Origin of the sequence: Salinarimonas ramus (genome assembly GCF_014645695.1) — a bacterium.
Classification (GTDB): domain Bacteria; phylum Pseudomonadota; class Alphaproteobacteria; order Rhizobiales; family Beijerinckiaceae; genus Salinarimonas; species Salinarimonas ramus.
Genome location: NZ_BMMF01000003.1, coordinates 35,215 through 53,797 on the forward strand (window position 1 = coordinate 35,215; position 18,583 = coordinate 53,797).

The following is an 18,583-nucleotide window of genomic DNA, read 5'->3' on the forward strand; positions in this document are numbered from 1 at the left end:
TGACGCCGGGAGTTCCGCCGCCGCGATCCCCGCGCCCTCTCGAAGTGAACGCGAGACCGCATTCGCCATGTCCCTCATCCCCTCGCTCCTGCCGAACCTCCTCCTCGCCGCGGCGACCTTCGCCCTGGTGGGCGTCGTCGCGCCCGGCGCCGAGGCCGCGCCGACGGGGGCGTCGCAATGGTCCGACGACCACGCCTCCCGCGCCCGCCTCGTTTCGGGCGACGCCGTGCCGCAGGAGCGCTGGGCGGGAATCGAGATCGAGATGGAGGCGGGCTACAAGACCTACTGGCGCACGCCGGGCGATTCGGGCATCCCGGCGGAGCTCGACTGGTCGGGCTCGCAGAACGTGGCGGACGTCGAGGTGCTCTGGCCGGCGCCGGCGCGCTTCGAGGACCCGTTCGGCTTCTATTACGGCTATCTCGAGCACGTGGTGGTGCCGGTGAAGGTGACGCCCGAGGATCCCGCGCGTCCGGCGACGCTCTCGCTGTCGCTCTTCTACGGCGTGTGCAAGGAGATCTGCATTCCCGCCACCGCCGACGTCTCCCTGACGCTGCCGCCCGAGCCGGCGGCGAGCACGCCCGCCGTCGCGCAGGCGCTCGCCACCGTGCCCGAGGCGACCCCGCTCGGCGAGACCGAGGGGCCGCTCGCGATCCTCGACGTCTCGCCCACGGGCGAGGACACGCTCGCGGTGCGCGTGCGCGCGCCGCGCGACGCCATGCTCCTCGCGGAGGGGCCGGACGGGAGCTGGTTCCTCGCCGCCTCCGAGGCCGCCGATGCCGAGGGCGTCTTCAGCCTCGACGTCGTCCATCGTCCGCGGGGCGCGCAGGGCCCCTTCCCGCTGCGCCTCACGCTGATCGGCGCGGACGCCGCCATCGAGGTGGAGACGTCCGCGCTGCTGGACTGAGCGGTCCGCGCCAACGGGCTCAGCGCACGCGCTCGAGCACCGAGACGTAGTTCGCCACCGCGGCGCCGCCCATGTTGAAGATGCCGCCGAGGCGCGCGTCCTTCACCTGGATGCCGCCGGCCTCGCCGACGAGCTGCATCGCCGAGAGCACGTGCATGGACACGCCCGTGGCGCCGATCGGGTGCCCCTTGGCCTTGAGGCCGCCGGACGGGTTGACCGGCAGCCGGCCGTCCTTGCGCGTCCAGCCCTCGGCGACGGCGCGGGCGCCCTGCCCTTCCGGCACGAGGCCCATCGCCTCGTACTCGATGAGCTCGGCGATGGTGAAGCAATCGTGCGTCTCGACGAAGGAGAGGTCGTCGAGCGTGATCCCCGCTTCCGCGAGCGCGCGCTGCCAGGCGACGGCGCAGCCCTCGAACCTCAGGATGTCGCGCTTGGACATCGGCAGGAAGTCCTGCGCGTGCGCGGTGGCGCGAAAGCCCACGGCGCGCGGCGCCGTCGCGGCAGCGTCCATGTCGGCGATCACGAGCGCCGCCGCACCGTCCGACACGAGCGAGCAGTCGGTACGCTTCAGCGGGCCGGCGACGAAGGGGTTCTTCTCGCTCTCGGCGCGGCAGAAGTCGAAGCCGAGATCCTTGCGCATCTGCGCGTAGGGGTTCTCGACGCCGTTGGCGTGGTTCTTGGCGGCGATGCCCGCGAGCGCGTCGGACTGGTCGCCCCAGCGCTGGAAATAGGCCGCCGCGATCTTGCCGAAGACGCCCGCGAACCCCGCCGGCGTGTCGCCGTCCTCGGGCAGGTAGGAGGCCTTGAGCAGGGTCTCGCCGATCTTGGGGCCGGGCGTCGTCGTCATCTGCTCGACGCCCACCACGAGGACGCGCCGCGCCCGGCCCGATTCGATCGTCTTCAACGCCTGCTGAACGGCGGCGGAGCCCGTCGCGCAGGCGTTCTCGACGCGCGTCGCGGGCTTGAAGCGGAAGAGGTCGGAGGCCTGCAGCACCAGCCCGGCGGTGAAGTCCTGCGCCGAGAAACCGCCGTTGAAATGGCCGAGCACGATCTCGTCGATGTCCTCGGCCCCGATCTCGGCGTGCTCCAGCGCCTCGCGGGCGACGCGCACGATCAGGCTCTCGACGGTCTCGGCGTCGTGCTTGCCGAAGGGCGTGTGGGCCCAGCCCACGATGGCGGCTTTCATGGCGTTCTCTCCCGGACGCGGATCGCGCTGTTCGTTGCGGGCTCAATGTGCGTTCGCCGAACGCGCCGAGCAAGGGGTCCGGAGCGAGGGGCATGCGCGCCGAGCCGTTCTCACGGTTCGTGAGACGCGCTAGGGTCGGTGACGACAACCCGTCTCGAGACCCTCCCCGATGCCCGCCCCCGGCGCCTCCGCGCTCTCCGCCTTCGGCACGCCCGGCGCGCGCGCCGGCATCCTCGTGATGCTGGCCGCCATGCTGATCTTCGCGATCAACGACACGCTCGGCAAATGGCTGGTGGCGACCTATTCCGCCGGGCAGGTGCTGCTGATCCGCAGCCTCGCGGCGCTGATCGTGCTCGCGCCCTTCCTGATGCGCGCAAGCCCGCGGGCGCTCCTCGCCCCGGAGCGGCCGGGCCTCCAGGCGCTGCGGGTCGCGCTCTCGACCCTCGAAGTGTTCTGCTTCTACGTCGCCGTCTCGGCGCTGCCGCTCGCGGACGTGCTGACCTATTGGATGGCGGCGCCCATCTGGGTCGCGGCGCTCTCCCCGCTCGTGCTCGGCGAGCGGATCGGCTGGCGGCGCTGGAGCGCCATCGCGGTGGGCTTCGTCGGTGTCCTCGTCGCGCTCGAGCCCTCGCGCGCGAGCATTTCGCCGGCGGCCGGAGTGTGCATCGTCGGCAGCCTCGCGTTCGCGGGCATGATGCTGCTGTCGCGCGTCCTGCGCGGCACGCCGGACACGACGCTCGTCCTGTGGCAGACGACCGGCGCGGGGCTGGCCGGGCTCGTGCTCGCGCCCTTCGCCTGGGTCTCGCCGACGCCCTTCGACGTGGGGCTGCTCGCGCTGCTCGGCGTGCTGTCCATGCTCGGCCACATCTGCGTGAACCGCGCCTTCAAGCTCGCCGACGCCGGCACCGTCGTCCCCTACCAGTACACGCTGCTCCTCTTCGCGGGCGTGCTCGGCTGGCTCGTCTTCGGCGACGTCCCCCGCCCCGCCCTCGTGATCGGCGCGATGATCATCGTGGGCGCGGGCGTGTACATCTTCCTGCGCGAGCGGCAGGTCGCACGGCGCGCAGGAAGATCCGCACGGCGCGCCCTCACACGAACGCGAACCCGCCCGGCTGCACCCCCGTGATCCCGATCAGCCACAGGGAGGTGCCGTCGGGCGCCGAGATCAGCGTGCCGGTCGTGTCCTCCCAGAAGGCGAGATCCGCCTCGTCCACGTCGACGAGGTCGATGCGATCGCTGGCGAGGTCGAACAGCTCGACGACGTCCGCGCCGTCGCCCGAGCGAAACACGATCGTGTCCGCGCCGGACCCGGCGCGCAGGAAGTCGTCGCCCGTCCCGCCGTCGAGCGTGTCCGTCCCGCCGTTGCTCCACAGGAAGTCCGCGCCCGCGCGCCCCGAGATGATCTCGTTCGCGCCTGTGCCGACGAGGCTGTCGTCGCCCGCCGTGCCGTCGATCGCCGTCGCTCCGACGGGCAGGACGGCGCCCGTGGCGAGATCGACGAAGACGAGATCCTCCTTGGCGAACCCGGTGAGGCCGTGGAAGTAGACGAAGCTGCCGTCGGCGGCGGTGATCTGCGAGGCGTTGCCGAAATCCGCGAACGTCACCTGATCGGGCGTGAGCCCGTCGAGCGCGATGCGGTCGGTCGTCGGGTCGAAGGCCCAGCCCTCGTCCTGCCCGCCGCCGAGGCGCAAGACGAGCGTATCCGCCCCCGAGCCCGCGATCAGCGTGTCGTTGCCGGCACCTCCGTCGAGCGTGTTCGCGCCCGCGATGCCGTTCAACGTGTCGTTCCCCGCACCACCGAGGAGGGTGTTGGGCTCGGCACCGCCGACGAGCACGTCGTCGCCCGTGCCGCCGACGATCTCGCGGGGCGCGGAGGCGTCGAGCACGCTCCCGTCCGCGGCCGAGACGAAGACGATGTCGCTGCGCAGGATGCCGGTGAGGCCGTGGAAGTAGAAATGCGTCCCGTCGGCGCCGGTGATCTGGGAGGCGCCGCCGAAATCCTCGAACCGGATGTCCTGCGGCGCGAGCCCGTCGAGCGCGATGCGATCCACGCTCGGATCGAAGCCCCAGACTTGGTCCTGCCCGTCGCCCAGCCGGAACACGAGCGTATCCGCCCCCTCCCCGCCGGCGAGCACGTCGTCCCCGGCGCCGCCGTCGAGGAGATCGTCGCCGGTGCCGCCGTTCAGATCGTCGTTACCCCCCGCGGCGAAGATCTGGTCGTTACCTCCCAGACCATCGAAGCTCTCGCCCGCCTCGCCGCCGTAGAGGAGGTCGTCACCTTCGCTCGCGCTGACGAGCTCGACCCGGAACCGCTGCCGATCCCAGACCTCGCCGTCGCCGAGCACAATCTGCTCGACGCCGGTCTCACGGTCGTCGTCGATGGAATCCACCAGCCGGACCGAGCCGCCGTCGCCGGCGGCCGGCGCGCTCTCCGCGATGGTGACGATCAGGTCGTTGCCGTCGCGCGAGAGGCTCACCGAGCCCGCCGCCACGTCGGCGAGGATCAGCCGGTCGGTGCGGCCGTCGTAGAGCCCGTCCTCCACCACGTCCGCGCCGTCGCCGTGGGACCAGACGTAGTTATCGCTTCCGTCGTCGCCCCGCAGCACGTCGTCTCCCAGCCCGCCAGCGAGCACATCCGAAGCGCTGCCGCCGACGACAACGTCGTCACCGGACGTCGTCGCGACCATACGGCCGGTGACGAGGTTCGGAATCAGCATCTCGATGACCGCACCGAGCCCGACGGCGTCGGCCGCCGCACGAATTTCGTTGGCCAGCTGCAGCTCGAGAAGCTCCGATCCGGAGCCGAGAATAGCACCTAGCTGGGCAAGATTGGCGCCGATGTCCAGAGCCGCGACGTCTTCGTCGTCGGCCGTGCCCAGCAAGGCGTCGATAATCACCGGGACGATCGAGCCGTAGTCCGCGGTGAGCGAGTCCGAGCGCACATCGTAGTCGAGGTACCGCACCGACGCGAATGGCAGGTCGAGGGCGAGCTCGGCCGAAGCGCCCCCCTCAAGCAGCAAGAGCGCGTGCGAATACGGAACCTGAGCCATGAACCGGGCGAACATACCCTGCATGACTTCGTCGTAATACGCCTCGAGCATGCTGCCCGCGCGGTTACCTGGCGTGGTCGTACCGTCGAAGGCGATATAGCTGCGGCCGTGCAACGCTTCGAGCGCGGCGAGATGGCGACCGTCGATGAAGAAGCCGCGCCCGTCGGGGTCCGCGCCGTCTGCACCAGTCCAGGCGAGAAAGACGGCCTCGAAGCCGTCGCGCATCTGCTCGACGGTGCTCGACGATGCCGAGAGGACGAGGTCGCGGATCGCCTGCGCCAGCGCAGGCTGCTGCGACAGGGCGATGGAGAGGTCCGGCACGGTGCCGTAGCCGGCGAGGTCGGGCAGGCGCGCGGCGGCCGGGTCGAGCGTGGACGCGCCGCCCCCGGTGTAGAGCGTGAGCAGCTGATCGTTCTCGAACCAGACGTCGACCACCGACGCGCTGGTACCGTCGACCAGCGTGTAGGTGCTCTCGTGGCTGAACCAGTTTCCGCCGATCCAGCGGTCGATGAAGGCGGCGTCGAGGTCGATGGAGACGATGCCGGCGTCCGCGAGGCTCTGGAGCTCGCCCGGATCGGTCACGCCATCGCCGTCCGCGTCGCGCCAGAGCAGGAGGCTCGCGAAGACGGGGTCGGCGGCGTCGATGATGCCGTCGCCGTTGGAATCTTCGCGTGCGAGGGCGGTGAAGCCGTCCTCGGTCTCGCCGCCGAACAGCTCCGAGCGATCGTCGATCACGCCGTTGCCGTTCCTGTCGTAGGCGAGGAACGCATCGTCGGCCGCGATCCAGGCGGTCTTCTCGGCGAAGCCGTCGACGTCGAGGTCGAAATACGCGCTCGATTCGTCGAGCGTGACGAGATCGATCCCGTCCTCGTCGAGGTCGAGCACGAGCGGCGAGATCGGAGGATTGTCGAAGAGGTCGCGCAGCCAGTCCGGGATGCGCTGATCGGTGTTGAACGGGTCGAGCAGATCCCACAGGTCGCTGAGGAAGTCTTCACCGACGTCGAGGAGCCATTGGCCGAGCGCTTGCAAAGCCGTGTTGAAGGCGTCTCTGAGAGAGATGTCTTTGGCTAGCGCTGTTCAGACCATCGGACACGAGATCCTGAATAGCCTGTGAGAAATCGTCGATTTTCTGCCGTTCGGAAGAATTCGGATCGACCAAGTTTCCAAGATCGATCCCGTTCTGAGTCAAAACCAAATCGAAGGCGGCAGCCGCGAGAACGCCGACTGCAATAGCCGTTACTCCACCGCCCAGAGCAGCGGCGAACGCGCCTGTAGCAGCAATCCCGAGCGCACTCGCAGCGATGCCGTTGATCGGGCTGCCTGCAAGGCCGCCACCAGCAGCTCCAAGACCCAAGGAGATCACGATTCCATTGATCTCGAACAGTGTTTTGGCAAGCCTAGCTTGCGGCACGTTGCCGAGAGCTGCGATGCCAATCTCGCGCAGGACGCTGTACGCGCCTCCACCAAAACCTATAGCAGTTCCACCCCAGTAACGCGGGTCGTATAAAAAGGAATTCTGATTCGTTTGGCTCGTCGTCATCGCTTTATACCCCAATTTCGATCTTCCCACACAACGAAAAGCGAATTCACTAACATAAGTGTCAGTGACATAACAAATGATACTACAAACAAATCTAGGATACGCATCGGTGCAATATAGACAATACTTCTTCCTTCCGGATCAAAACTTAATGTTGCGAATAATGCAAGTCCTATCACACCAATAGCCAATAGCCAAACACCTGGAGAACGCACCTTTTTGGGGTTTACTAACATTGGCATCACGCCCAAACCTATCGGAACAGGGCGCGCGAACAAATTATGAATCCTTGAGATCACAGTAATTGCATTTATCGAAAAAAAGAAAACAAAAATACTCCACGCAACTGAATAGCCAAAATGAGCTTCGCAGGCACCTCCGAAGACGTTAAGCTGGATATCAATAATAGGAACGTATCTATTGAGATTCGATACAGTCGTTGTGTCGCATAGATTTTGTATGAACGGCGCCGTCACCGCTAACAGGGCGAGTACACCAATCGTAGCTGCGGCGACAACGTCGGTGATCGGCACACGAAAACGCTGCCCCTCGCTTCGCCTCCGCGGCACCACGAGCGCCGCGATATCGACCGCGGCGGCCAGCCCGATCATGGTCCAGCTCAGAGGGGACTGAATCCTGTAGGCCCAGACGGTGGCGAGTGCCATCCACGTGCAGAAGCCACGGTAGGCGATCTCGTTGAGGAGACGGTTCATAGCCAACTCGGGAACGCAAACCAGAGATTGCGCTCGTGATAGCGCATCCCATCCGGGCCTGCAACCGTAAAATACGACATCCGGCGGTGGGACGTCTCCGGGCTCGCGACTGCGCCACACGAACGCCCCACCCCTCCCCCTAGCCAACCCCGCCGAGATAGTTTACATATGAACCATCCACGGGGCGCCGACACCGGTCGGGCGTCCCGAACGCTGAGAGGGAGAGAGCCCATGCCGGTCTACAAGGCCCCCGTCGCGGACACGTCCTTCATCCTCCACGACGTGCTCGACCTGTCGCGTCACGCGGACCTGCCGGGCTTCGCCGAGGCGACGCCGGACACGGTCGCCGCGATCCTCGAGGAGGGCGCCAAGCTCACGGAGACGTCGTTCGCGCCCGTGAACCTGTCGGGCGACCAGGAGGGCTGCACGCGCCACGCCGACGGGCGGGTGACGACGCCCAAGGGCTTCCGCGAGGCCTACGACGCCTACGTCCAGGGCGGCTGGCTCGGGCTCTCCGTGCCCGAGGAGCTCGGCGGGCAGGGCCTGCCCTCCACGCTCAACACGGTGATGCAGGAATTCGCCTCCGCGGCGAACCTGGCGCTCGCCATGTATCCGGGGCTCACCATGGGCGCCGTCGCCGCCTTGATCGAGCACGCCTCGCCCGAGCAGAAGGCGAGGTACCTGCCCAAGATGGTCGAGGGCACCTGGTCGGGCACGATGAACCTGACCGAGCCCCATTGCGGCACGGATCTCGGGCTGATCAAGACCAAGGCCGTGCCGAACGGCGACGGCTCGTTCGCCATCACCGGCACGAAGATCTTCATCTCGGCGGGCGAGCACGACCTCACCGAGAACATCGTCCACCTGGTGCTCGCCCGCATCGAGGGCGCGCCTCAGGGCACGAAGGGCATCTCGCTCTTCGTCGTGCCCAAGGTGCTCGTGAACGACGACGGGTCGCTCGGCGAGAGGAACGGCGTCTCCTGCGGCTCGCTCGAGCACAAGATGGGCATCCACGGCAACGCCACCTGCGTCATGAACTACGACGGCGCCACCGGCTGGCTCGTCGGCGAGGAGAATCGCGGCCTCGCCGCCATGTTCGTGATGATGAACGAGGCGCGCCTCGCGGTGGGCGTCCAGGGGCTCGCGGTCTCCGAGGTCGCCTACCAGAACGCCGTCGCCTACGCGAGGGACCGCCTGCAGGGCCGCTCGCTCACCGGCCCGAAGAACCCCGACGGCCCGGCCGACCCGATCATCGTCCACCCGGACGTGCGCCGCACGCTGATGACGATCCGCTCGATCAACGAGGCGGCGCGCGCGCTCATCCTGCGCACCGCGCTGGAAAGCGACATCGCCCACCGCTCCCCGGACGCGGCCGCGCGCCAGAAGGCGCTCGACTTCCTCGGCCTGATGACGCCCGTGGTGAAGGGCGTCTTCACCGATCTCGGCTTCGACAACGCCGTGAAGGCCCAGCAGATGTTCGGCGGGCACGGCTACGTGGAGGAATGGGGCATGTCCCAGTTCGTCCGCGACGCGCGCATCACCATGATCTACGAGGGCGCCAACGGCATCCAGGCCATGGATCTCGTCGGCCGCAAGCTCGCCAAGGACGGCGGGCGCGCGGTGATGACGTTCTTCGGCGAGGTCGAGGCCTTCTGCAAGGCGAACGCCTCCGACCCCGCGATGCAGCCCTATGTCGGCCCGCTCGGCGAGGGTCTCGGCCGTCTCCAGCAGGCGACCATGTGGTTCATGAACAACGCCATGGCCAAGCCCGACAATGCGGGCGCGGGCGCGACCGACTACATGCACATGTTCGGCCTCGTCGCCATGGGCTACATGTGGGGCCTGATGGCGAAGGCCGCGCTCGCGAAGGAAGGCGAGCCGGGCATGGCGGAGAAGCTCGTCGTCGGGCGCTTCTACATGGAGCGCCTGATGCCCGAGACCGCCGCCCAGCTGGCGCGCATCTCGGCGGGCGCGGACACGACGATGGCGCTCGCCGCCGACGCGTTCTGAGGAGCGCCGGTGCCGTCGTTCCCGGGAGGGGGATCGCTCCCCCTCCCCGCATTCGGCGCCTCGGTGCTCATCGTTTCGCCGCCGGCTCAGAGCATCGTGCCGGTGGGCGTGGAGGTGCCGGGCGTCATGCCGAGCATGGAGGAGAGGTCGATGCCGGTGCCCTCGCCGAGCGTGCCGAGACCGTCCTCTCCGAGCAGGCCCTGGAGATCCTCTATGCCCTCGATACCCTGCAGGGCCTCGAGGCCCTCCGGCCCGAGCTTCACGAGGAGCGCGATGAGCATCATGAGCTCTTCCGGATCGAGCTTGCCGTTGCCGTTGAGGTCGAGGGCCTCGATCAGCTTGTCGAGACCTCCCGCCTCCGCGCTCTCTCCGGCGGGAGCGGGAGCGGGACCGGCAGCGGGGGCCGCCGCGGGCGCGGGCGCGGGCGCGGCCTCCTCGGCGGCGGCCTCCTCCTCGGCCGACAGCTCCTCGGGGTCGAGCACTCCCTGGAGACCCGGGATCAGGTCGGTGAGGAACGTGGTCAGCTCGTCGCGATCGACGACGTCGTCGTCGTTGGTGTCGATGCGATCGAAGAGCCGCTGCGCATCGAAGCCGAGGTCTCCATCGGCGGAGGTTTCACCGTCGGCATCGCCGAGGCCGAGCTCCTCGCCGAAAGCGCGCTGGAAATCGGAGGTGCTCTGGACGTTCGTACGCTCCCGATCACGGGTGGAATCCACCCGATTCTCGGTACCCACATTCATCGTAGAGGTCATGCCATATGCTCCCGTCGTCTGTATGCCGCATCGGATGCATACAACATTTGGGAGTCATGATTCCAGATAATATTGATAACTTTGAGTTTGGTAAACTCTATCTCACTAGGTCCATGAGAATGCATTCTGCGAAAAGGTTATAGTAAATAGCTTCTACAATCAGCACTCATCCATACCCGACGAGGAAGCGCGAGGAAACATCATGACCGAGGCCTACATCTACGATCACGTCCGCACCCCGCGTGGGCGCGGCAAGCCCGACGGATCCCTGCACGAGGTGCCCGCCGTCGATCTCGCCGTCACCACGCTCCAGGCGATCCAGGAGCGCAACCACCTGCCGCCGGTGATGGTGGAGGACGTCGTGCTCGGCTGCGTCGATCCCGTGGGCGAGGCGGGGGGCGACATCGCCCGCGCCGCCGCGCTCAAGGCCGGCTTCGGCAAGGAGGTGCCGGGCGTGCAGATCAACCGCTTCTGCGCGTCGGGCCTCGACGCCGTCAACTTCGCCGCCGCCCAGGTGATGAGCGGCATGAAGGAGATGGCCATCGGCGGCGGCGTCGAATCCATGTCGCGCATCGGCATGGGCGCCTCCGGCGGCGCCTGGCCGGTCGACCCGAAGCTCGCCATCGACACCTATTTCCTTCCCCAGGGCATCTCGGCGGACCTCATCGCCACCAAGTACGGCTTTTCGCGCGACGACGTCGACGCCTTCGCCGTGGAGAGCCAGAAGCGCGCGGCCAAGGCCTGGGACGAGGGTCGCTTCGCCAGGTCGGTCGTGCCGGTGCGCGACGTGAACGGGCTCACGATCCTCGCCAAGGACGAGCACATGCGGCCGTCGACCGACATGCAGTCGCTCGGCGGCCTCAAGGCGGCCTTCGAGCAGATGGGCGACATGGCGGGCTTCGACGCGGTGGCGATCGCGGCGCATCCCGACGTCGAGGCGGTGCGCCACGTCCACCACGCGGGCAATTCCTCGGGCATCGTCGATGGCGCGGCCGCCGTGCTGGTGGGCTCGAAGAAGGCCGGCGAGATGGCGAGCCTCACGCCCCGCGCCCGCATCAAGGCCTTCGCCTCCATCGGCTCGGATCTCGCGCTGATGCTCACGGGTCCCGTCGACGTGACCGAGCTCGTGCTCAAGAAGGCGGGCATGACGAAGGACGACATCGATCTCTTCGAGATCAACGAGGCGTTCTCCTCGGTGGTGCTGCGCTACATCCAGGCCTTCGACCTCGATCCGGGAATCGTCAACGTCAATGGCGGGGCCATCGCCATGGGCCATCCGCTGGGCGCCACCGGCGCCATGGTGCTCGGCACGGTGCTCGACGAGCTCGAGCGCCAAGGCAAGCAGACGGCGCTCGTGACCTTGTGCGTCGCCGCCGGCATGGGCACCGCCGCCATCATCGAGCGCGTCTGAGAGAGCCGGGAGACACGACCATGGACCTCACCAACTTCCGCTTCGAGACCGATTCCGACGGCATCGCGCTCCTCACCTGGGACATGCCCGAGCGCTCGATGAACGTCATCACCCCCCAGGTGATGGACGAGCTTTCGCAGGTGATCGAGCACGTCGCCGCGAGCGACGCGATCAAGGGCTGCGTGATCGCGTCCGGCAAGAAGGACTTCTCCGGCGGCGCCGACCTCACCATGCTCCAGGGCCTGCGCGCCATGCATGCGAAGCTCGCCGCCGACAAGGGCGAGGAGGAGGCGATGCGCGTCTTCTTCGAGGAATCGCGCCGGCTCACCCTGCTCTACCGGCGGCTCGAGACCTGCGGGAAGCCGTTCGTCGCGGCGATCCACGGCACCTGCCTGGGCGGCGCCTTCGAGCTCGCGCTGGCTTGCCATCAGCGCATCGTGTGCGACCACGACCGCACCAAGGTCGGGCTGCCCGAGATCAAGGTCGGGCTCTTCCCCGGCGCCGGCGGCACGCAGCGCGTGGCGCGGCTGATGCAGACCGGCGACGCGCTGCAGATGCTCTTCAAGGGCCAGCAGATCAAGGGATTGATGGCCCGCAACATGGGCCTCGTTCATCAGGTCGTGCCGCACGAGCAGCTGGTCGACACGGCCAAGGCCTGGATCCGCGACGGCGGCTCCGCGGTGGCGCCGTGGGACCAGAAGGGCTTCAAGCTGCCCTCGAACAAGGTCTACTCGCCGGCCGGCATGCAGATCTGGCCCGCCGCCAACGCCATCTACCGCCGCGAGACCAACGACAACTACCCCGCTGCCAAGGCCATCCTGCAATCGGTCTACGAGGGCCTGCAGCTGCCGATGGACCTCGCGCTGAAGGTCGAGTCCCGCTACTTCGCGCAGATCCTGCGCTCGAAGGAGGCGGCGGCGATGATCCGCACGCTGTTCGTCTCCATGGGCGAGCTCAACAAGGGCGCCCGGCGCCCGGCCTCGGTCGGCGAGACGAAGCTCGAGAAGATCGGCGTCGTCGGCGCGGGCTTCATGGGGGCGGGCGTCGCCTACGTCTCGGCCAACGCGGGCTTCGAGGTCGTCCTCGTCGATCGCGACATGGAGGCCGCGGAGAAGGGCAAGGCCTACTCGCACAAGCTCATGACCGACCAGGTCATGAAGGGCCGCGCCAAGACCGCCGATCGCGACGCGCTCCTCGCGCGCATCACCGCCTGCGACGACTACGCCGCGCTCGCCGGCTGCGATCTCGTGGTCGAGGCGGTGTTCGAGGATCCGAAGGTTAAGGCCGAGGTGATCGCCAAGGTCGAGGCGGCGGTGGGCGAGCGGGCGATCTTCGGCTCCAACACCTCGACGCTGCCGATCTCGGGGCTGGCGAAGGCCTCCGCGCGGCCCGAGCGCTTCGTGGGCATCCATTTCTTCTCGCCGGTGGAGAAGATGATGCTCGTCGAGATCATCATGGGCGAGCAGACGGGCGACGAGGCGCTCGCGGTCGCCCTCGACTTCGTGCGCGCCATCAAGAAGACGCCCATCGTCGTCAACGACGCCCGCGGCTTCTTCGCCAATCGCTGCGTGGGCGCCTACATCCTCGAAGGGCACAAGATGCTCGTCGAGGGCGTGCCGCCGGCGATGATCGAGAACGCGGGCAAGGCGGCGGGCATGCCCGTCGGCCCGCTCTCGCTCAACGACGAGGTGGCGCTCGATCTCGCCCTCAAGATCGTCGAGGCCACCGAGGCGCAGCTCGGCGCGGGCGCCGTGGACGCCGACCAGAAGGCGCTCCTCGTTGCCATGGTCGAGGGCGAGGGCCGGCTCGGGCGCAAGAACCGACAGGGCTTCTACGACTACCCGGAAGGCGGCAAGAAGCGGCTCTGGCCGGGGCTCTCCGCCATGGCGAAGGCGACGCGCGAGGGTGAGACGATCGACTTCGCCGAATTGCAGGACCGCCTCCTCGTCGCCCAAGCGCTGGAAGCGGCCCGCACCGTGGAGGAAGGCGTGATCGTCGACCCGCGCGAGGCGGACGTCGGCTCGATCCTCGGCTTCGGCTTTTCGCCCTTCACCGGGGGTGCGCTCTCCTACATCGACTTCATGGGCGCGACGGCCTTCGTCGAGAAGGCCGATCGCCTGGCCACGGTCCACGGCGCCCGCTTCGGCGTCCCCGCGCTCCTGCGGCAGATGGCGCAGACCGGCGAGACGTTCTACGGCCGGATGAAGCCGGCGGCGTGAGACGAGACAACCGGGCGCGAGCTTTCGCGCCCGGTCCCACGTGTCGCGTAAACCCGACCAGGTTGACGCGGTTGGATAAATCACTATCATATCAGGATATGAAATTAGGTTCGCCGCGCACGGATGACCATACGATCGAGTTCCTCCTCGCGTTCGATGGCCGAATTCATCATCTGGACGGCGGTTACTGGATGAAATTCGAGATCCGGCGGATCGCTCCCACGTCGGAACGACCGCATGGGCTACGTTACTCGTTCACGCTGCACGACAAATTCGGACGTCGCGTGATCGGCTTCGACAACGCACATGCGGTGAAGCCGGGCCGCCACAGCTCGCCGAGCAGGGAGCATGATCACTGGCATCGGACCTCTGACGATCCTGGGCGCCCATACGCGTTCACCACTGCGGATAAGCTCGTGGACGACTTCTTCACGGAGTGCGAGCGCTATCTCAGCGAGAGAGGCCTCTCCACGATCGTGATCGATGAAGGCGAGATGGGAGCGCGCAAGCCATGAAAATTCAGTCGATGAAAGAACTCGCGTCGGAGATGCGGGCGGTCGCACGCGGAGAGCGCGAGGCTCCCGCAGACGCGGCTCTACCCAGCGTCGAGTCGGCCGAAGTGCTGGTTCGGTTGCTTACACCGGAGAACCGCAAGCTGCTGAGTGTCATCCGCGATCGTAAGCCCCGGTCTGTGGCGGAGCTCGCGCGCATGGCTGGAAGAGCCGAGCCGAACGTCCTTCGCACGCTGTCGAAGCTCGAAACAATCGGTCTCGTCACGATGGATCGTGTCGCAAACCGGAGAGTGCCGGTCGCTCGCGTGAGTGCGATCACCGTTGAGATCGATCCGTTCGCAATGAGCGACAAGGTAGCCTACACCGCCGCCTGACGCCGCCTCACGACGCGCGCATCGGCTGCGGCAGGAGGCGGCGGGCCGCGGCCAGGGCGCGGCCCGGGATCGCGGGGCGCGGGGCCGCCGCGGGGAGCGCGGCCCAGTCGGTACGCGGCGTGGGCGCGATCGGCGGACGGCGCGCGAGGAGCGCGGCGAGCGCCGGGGCGCTCTCCGGCGAGCGTGCGGTGAGCCAGACGTGATCGCGCACGAGGATCGCCGCCGCGACGGGCGCTCCCGCTCTGCGGGCGATCGCCACGCGGCAGGCGCGCTCGCGCGCGGCCCGGCGCGTCGCCGTGCGAACGAGGCTCGCCCGGCCGGGATCGCGCACGATCGGCTCGCGCTTTAAGGGCTCGCGCTGGGCGCCCGCGGTCTCCGCGTCGAGCGCGAGGAAGGTCTCCACCGCGTCGCGGATCTCGCTCGCGTGGCGGGCGACGTGGATGTCGAGGCCGATGGCGGCCGTGGGCTCTGCCATCGTCTCGGGGGCGAGGGCCTGCGGCACGGTCTCGGGACACGGAGTGGCGGCGAGGCCGGCGGCGCGCAGGAGATGCGCGAGCGCCGTGCCCTGCGGCGCGTCGGCGAGGACGAGCGGCGTGCCGCGCTCGCGGGCGAAGCGCAGCATCGCCTCGATGGCCGGGCCCGCGACCTCGCGGTCGAGAAGCGGCGTCGCCGCCGGCAGGAGATCGACCCGCCAGGGCACGAGCCGGCGCTGGCCGAGCCCCGAGCGCGCGAGCTGCGTCGGCGCGACCCCGACGAGCGTCTCGCCGCTCCACACGAGCAGCGTCTGCAGGCGACGCCCCTCGGGCAGGTGCCGCGCCGCCGCGGCGAGGAGGGCGTGCTCCGCGAAGGGGCTCGCGACGAGGGCGCGGCGGGCGAGCGCGGTCCAGGCGCTCGCCACCTGATCGAGGTCGAGGCTCGCGCGCAGCTCGATGCCGAAGCCGCCCACCGGGATGCGCGGAATCGGCGAAGCGGCGGGCGCACGGTGCGTACCGCCGCGGGACGAGAGGCCGGACGTCGACGCGAACAGGAACATGGCTCGAATACTCCACGCTGGCACGAGCGTCCCCTTTCGGGACGGCGGATCGCTCGAAAGCGCTCCGCGCCGTTCACGTTTCAGAAACCATGCCAGCCGCGGCCGGGGGTGGGCGCCGGTCGGCCTCCCTGCCCCGCGCTCTTGCCCCCGCGCTCTTGCCATCGCGCGACCCCGAGCCGATAACCGGACGCGACCCCGCCCGGAGAGACCATGCCGCACGCAGCCTTCGAGACCGACCGCGCCGCCCCGGCGATCCCCGTCCATTGCGTCGACACGGAGAGCTGGCCGGCCTTGGCCGAGAGCCTCGCCCCGCGCGAGCGACGCTTCGCCGAGGCGCAGAGCTTCTCGCCCAAGCCCGGCAAGATCGTCGTGCTGCCGGACGAGGACGGCGGCATCGGCCGCGTCCTCGCCTGCCTCGATCCGAGCGATCCCTTCGCCGCGGGCCGGCTCGCGACGGCGCTGCCGGCGGGCACCTACCGGCTCGATCCGGCGCCCGCCCGCGCGGAGCTCGCGGCGCTCGCCTTCGCGCTCGGCAGCTATCGCTTCCGCGGCTACAAGTCGGCCGCGGGCGAGGACGCGCCGCGCGCGCGCCTCGTCGTGCCCGACGGTGTCGCGGCTGACGCGGTCGCCAACATCGCCGACGCGGTCGCGCTCGGCCGCGATCTCGTCAACACGCCCGCGAACGATCTCGGGCCCGACGGCATCGCCGCGGCGATCGTCGATCTCGCCGCGCGCCACAACGCGTCCGTCTCGGTGATCGAGGGCGAGGCGCTGCTCGAGCGCGGGTTCCCGATGATCCACGCGGTGGGGCGTGCCGCCTCGCGCGCGCCGCGGCTCGTCGATCTCGTCTGGGGCGCCTCCGACGCGCCGAAGGTGACGCTGGTGGGCAAGGGCGTCGCCTTCGACACCGGCGGGCTCGACATCAAGCCCTCCTCGGCCATGCTCCTGATGAAGAAGGACATGGGCGGCGCCGCCGCCGCGATCGCCGCCGCGGCGATGATCATGGCGGCGAACCTGCCGGTGCGGCTTCGCGTCCTCGTGCCGGCGGTGGAGAATTCCATCTCCGGCGACAGCTTCCGTCCCGGCGACGTGCTGGCGAGCCGCAAGGGGCTCACCGTCGAGATCGGCAACACCGACGCGGAGGGCCGCCTCATCCTCGCCGACGCGCTCGCGCTCGCCGACGAGGAGACGCCCGATCTCCTGATCGACTTCGCGACCCTCACCGGCGCGGCGCGCGTGGCGCTCGGGCCGGATCTCCCAGCCGTGATGACCGACGACGAGGCGCTCGCCGCCGACCTCGCGCGCCTGTCCGAGGCCGTCCACGATCCCGTCTGGCGCCTGCCCTTCTGGAAGCCCTACGACAAGCTGCTCGACTCGAAGATCGCCGACGTGAACCACATCTCCGGCGGGCCTCATGCGGGGGCGATCACGGCGGGGCTCTTCCTGCGCCGCTTCGTGTCGAAGGCGAAGTCCTACGCCCACGTCGACCTCTTCGCCTGGAACCCGAGCGCCAAGCCCGGTCGCCCGGAGGGCGGGGAGGTGCAGGCGGGGCGCCTCGTCCACGCCCTCGTGGCCGAGCGCTACGGGCGCGGCTGACGCTGCGGCGACGCGACGCGGAAGAGGCCCGAGCCGTGGATTTGTCCGGATAATGCGCGCAATGCCACTGGCGGGACGCGCGCAAGGCTGCTTGTGTAGCGTATCGGAGCCGGCGCGGAGGAGTGGCATGACGCGGGGATGGATCGGGACGGAGCGGGAGGGTGCGCGATGGCCGCGCCGCTGAAGCTCCCGCGCTGGGCGGACGTCGCCCTCGTCCCGGCGGTGAGCGTCGTCGCCGCCTTCCTCGTCGCCGGCATCGTGGTGCTCTTCATCGGCGAGGACCCGCTCACCGTCACGCGCGTGCTGATCTACGGCTCGCTCGGCACGGGCTACTCGCTGGGCTTCACGCTGTTCTACGCGACGAACTTCATCTTCACCGGGCTCGCGGTGGCGGTGGCGTTCCACGCGGGGCTGTTCAACATCGGCGGCGAGGGCCAGGCGCTGCTCGGCGGCATCGGGCTCGCGCTCGCGCTGCTGTTCCTGCCCGTGCCCGCGTTCCTCGCGATCCCGCTCGGCATCCTCGCCGCCGCCGCCTTCGGCGCCCTCTGGGGCGTGGTGCCCGGATACCTGCAGGCCTATCGCGGCAGTCACATCGTCATCACGACGATCATGTTCAACTGGCTCGCCTCGATCCTGTCGGTCTACCTGCTCGTCAACGTCCTGCGCCCGCCGACCTCTATGAACCCTGAGACGCCGCTCTTCCCCGAGGCGTCGTTCCTGCCGGCGATGCACGAGCTCGGCGCGTTGGTCGGCCTCGAGCTGCCGCGCTCGCAGCTCAACGCCTCGCTCTTCCTGGCGCTGATCGCGGCCTGGCTCGTGTGGCTCCTGATCTTCCGCTCCCGGCTCGGCTACGCCATTCGCACGGTTGGCGCGAACCCCACCGCCGCGGTCTATGCCGGCATCTCGCCGCGCGCCGTCACCGTCATCGCCATGGCGATCTCGGGCGCGCTCGCCGCCGGCCTCGCCGTCAACGAGCTGATGGGCTACCAGCACCGGTTGATCCTGGAATTCACCTCCGGGTACGGCTTCGTCGGCATCGCGGTGGCGCTGATGGGGCGCGGGCATCCGGTGGGGATCATCCTCGCCTCGCTCCTCTTCGGCATGCTCTACCAGGGCGGCGCCGAGCTCGCCTTCGAGGTGCCCGCCATCACCCGCGACATGATCGTCGTGATCGGCGGCGTGCTGATCCTCTTCGCCGGCGCGCTCGACGGCCTGTTCAAGCGCCTCGTCGCCGCCGCCTTCGCGGCGCGCGCGCACCAGCCCGTGGCGAAGGAGGCCTGAGC

General features: G+C 68.8%; 15 protein-coding genes. 9 read left to right on the forward strand and 6 right to left on the reverse strand.

Going from position 1 to position 18,583, the window contains the following annotated elements; all coding sequences use genetic code 11:
• The first annotated feature begins 67 nt into the window (after positions 1-67).
• Complete coding sequence (locus IEX89_RS04795; RefSeq protein WP_188910200.1) at positions 68-904, forward strand: protein-disulfide reductase DsbD domain-containing protein; 837 nt, start codon at positions 68-70, stop codon at positions 902-904.
• 19 nt (positions 905-923) lie between these two features.
• Here the strand turns inward: IEX89_RS04795 and IEX89_RS04800 are convergent, their stop codons facing one another.
• Positions 924-2,090, reverse strand: a complete 1,167-nt coding sequence (locus tag IEX89_RS04800; RefSeq protein WP_188910202.1) for an acetyl-CoA acetyltransferase — start codon at positions 2,088-2,090, stop codon at positions 924-926.
• A gap of 169 nt (positions 2,091-2,259) precedes the next feature.
• Here IEX89_RS04800 and IEX89_RS04805 point away from each other — a divergent pair, with 169 nt between their 5' ends.
• Complete coding sequence (locus tag IEX89_RS04805; protein WP_210317578.1) at positions 2,260-3,216, forward strand: DMT family transporter; 957 nt, start codon at positions 2,260-2,262, stop codon at positions 3,214-3,216.
• Here the strand turns inward: IEX89_RS04805 and IEX89_RS04810 are convergent.
• Genes IEX89_RS04810 through IEX89_RS04820 form a run of 3 tightly spaced genes read right to left on the reverse strand, consistent with a single transcriptional unit; the run spans position 3,179 to position 7,393 of the window.
• Positions 3,179-6,169, reverse strand: a complete 2,991-nt coding sequence (locus IEX89_RS04810) for a calcium-binding protein (protein WP_188910204.1) — start codon at positions 6,167-6,169, stop codon at positions 3,179-3,181. The genes IEX89_RS04805 and IEX89_RS04810 overlap by 38 nt on opposite strands.
• Complete coding sequence (locus IEX89_RS04815) at positions 6,132-6,680, reverse strand: hypothetical protein (protein ID WP_188910206.1); 549 nt, start codon at positions 6,678-6,680, stop codon at positions 6,132-6,134. The genes IEX89_RS04810 and IEX89_RS04815 overlap by 38 nt, the downstream gene beginning before the upstream one ends.
• The gene (locus IEX89_RS04820; RefSeq protein WP_188910208.1) at positions 6,677-7,393 is read right to left on the reverse strand and encodes a hypothetical protein; all 717 of its coding nucleotides are present in this window, start codon (positions 7,391-7,393) and stop codon (positions 6,677-6,679) included. Before IEX89_RS04820 ends, IEX89_RS04815 begins: the two co-directional genes overlap by 4 nt.
• Before the next feature lie 231 nt (positions 7,394-7,624).
• On the opposite strand from IEX89_RS04820, the gene IEX89_RS04825 reads away from it, so the two are divergent.
• Positions 7,625-9,403, forward strand: coding sequence for an acyl-CoA dehydrogenase C-terminal domain-containing protein (locus tag IEX89_RS04825; RefSeq protein ID WP_188910210.1), 1,779 nt, complete (start codon positions 7,625-7,627; stop codon positions 9,401-9,403).
• Between the two features lie 86 nt (positions 9,404-9,489).
• Here IEX89_RS04825 and IEX89_RS04830 read toward each other — a convergent pair whose 3' ends face one another.
• Entirely contained in the window at positions 9,490-10,155 is a 666-nt protein-coding gene (locus IEX89_RS04830; protein WP_188910212.1) for a hypothetical protein, read from the reverse strand.
• A 202-nt stretch (positions 10,156-10,357) separates the two neighbouring features.
• Between IEX89_RS04830 and IEX89_RS04835 the strand changes: the two genes are divergently transcribed.
• From IEX89_RS04835 to IEX89_RS04850, 4 genes are all read left to right on the forward strand, one after another.
• Positions 10,358-11,566: an acetyl-CoA C-acetyltransferase gene (locus IEX89_RS04835; protein WP_188910214.1), complete on the forward strand. Its 1,209-nt coding sequence runs from the start codon at positions 10,358-10,360 to the stop codon at positions 11,564-11,566.
• Between the two features lie 20 nt (positions 11,567-11,586).
• Positions 11,587-13,785, forward strand: a complete 2,199-nt coding sequence (locus tag IEX89_RS04840) for a 3-hydroxyacyl-CoA dehydrogenase NAD-binding domain-containing protein (protein ID WP_188910216.1) — start codon at positions 11,587-11,589, stop codon at positions 13,783-13,785.
• Between the two features lie 71 nt (positions 13,786-13,856).
• Positions 13,857-14,300, forward strand: coding sequence for a toxin-antitoxin system TumE family protein (locus tag IEX89_RS04845; RefSeq protein WP_210317579.1), 444 nt, complete (start codon positions 13,857-13,859; stop codon positions 14,298-14,300).
• The gene (locus IEX89_RS04850; RefSeq protein WP_188910218.1) at positions 14,297-14,671 is read left to right on the forward strand and encodes an HVO_A0114 family putative DNA-binding protein; all 375 of its coding nucleotides are present in this window, start codon (positions 14,297-14,299) and stop codon (positions 14,669-14,671) included. Before IEX89_RS04845 ends, IEX89_RS04850 begins: the two co-directional genes overlap by 4 nt.
• 7 nt (positions 14,672-14,678) lie before the next feature.
• Here IEX89_RS04850 and IEX89_RS04855 read toward each other — a convergent pair whose 3' ends face one another.
• Positions 14,679-15,704 carry a GNAT family N-acetyltransferase gene (locus tag IEX89_RS04855; protein WP_188910220.1) on the reverse strand — a complete coding sequence of 342 codons (1,026 nt, stop codon included), beginning with the start codon at positions 15,702-15,704 and terminating at the stop codon, positions 14,679-14,681.
• A 210-nt stretch (positions 15,705-15,914) separates the two neighbouring features.
• Here IEX89_RS04855 and IEX89_RS04860 point away from each other — a divergent pair, with 210 nt between their 5' ends.
• Both IEX89_RS04860 and IEX89_RS04865 read left to right on the forward strand, forming a co-directional pair.
• Positions 15,915-17,300 (forward strand): leucyl aminopeptidase family protein, encoded by a 1,386-nt coding sequence (locus tag IEX89_RS04860; protein ID WP_188910222.1) that lies wholly within the window; start codon positions 15,915-15,917, stop codon positions 17,298-17,300.
• 168 nt (positions 17,301-17,468) lie between these two features.
• Positions 17,469-18,581 carry an ABC transporter permease gene (locus IEX89_RS04865; RefSeq protein ID WP_188910224.1) on the forward strand — a complete coding sequence of 371 codons (1,113 nt, stop codon included), beginning with the start codon at positions 17,469-17,471 and terminating at the stop codon, positions 18,579-18,581.
• The last annotated feature ends 2 nt before the right edge of the window (positions 18,582-18,583 follow it).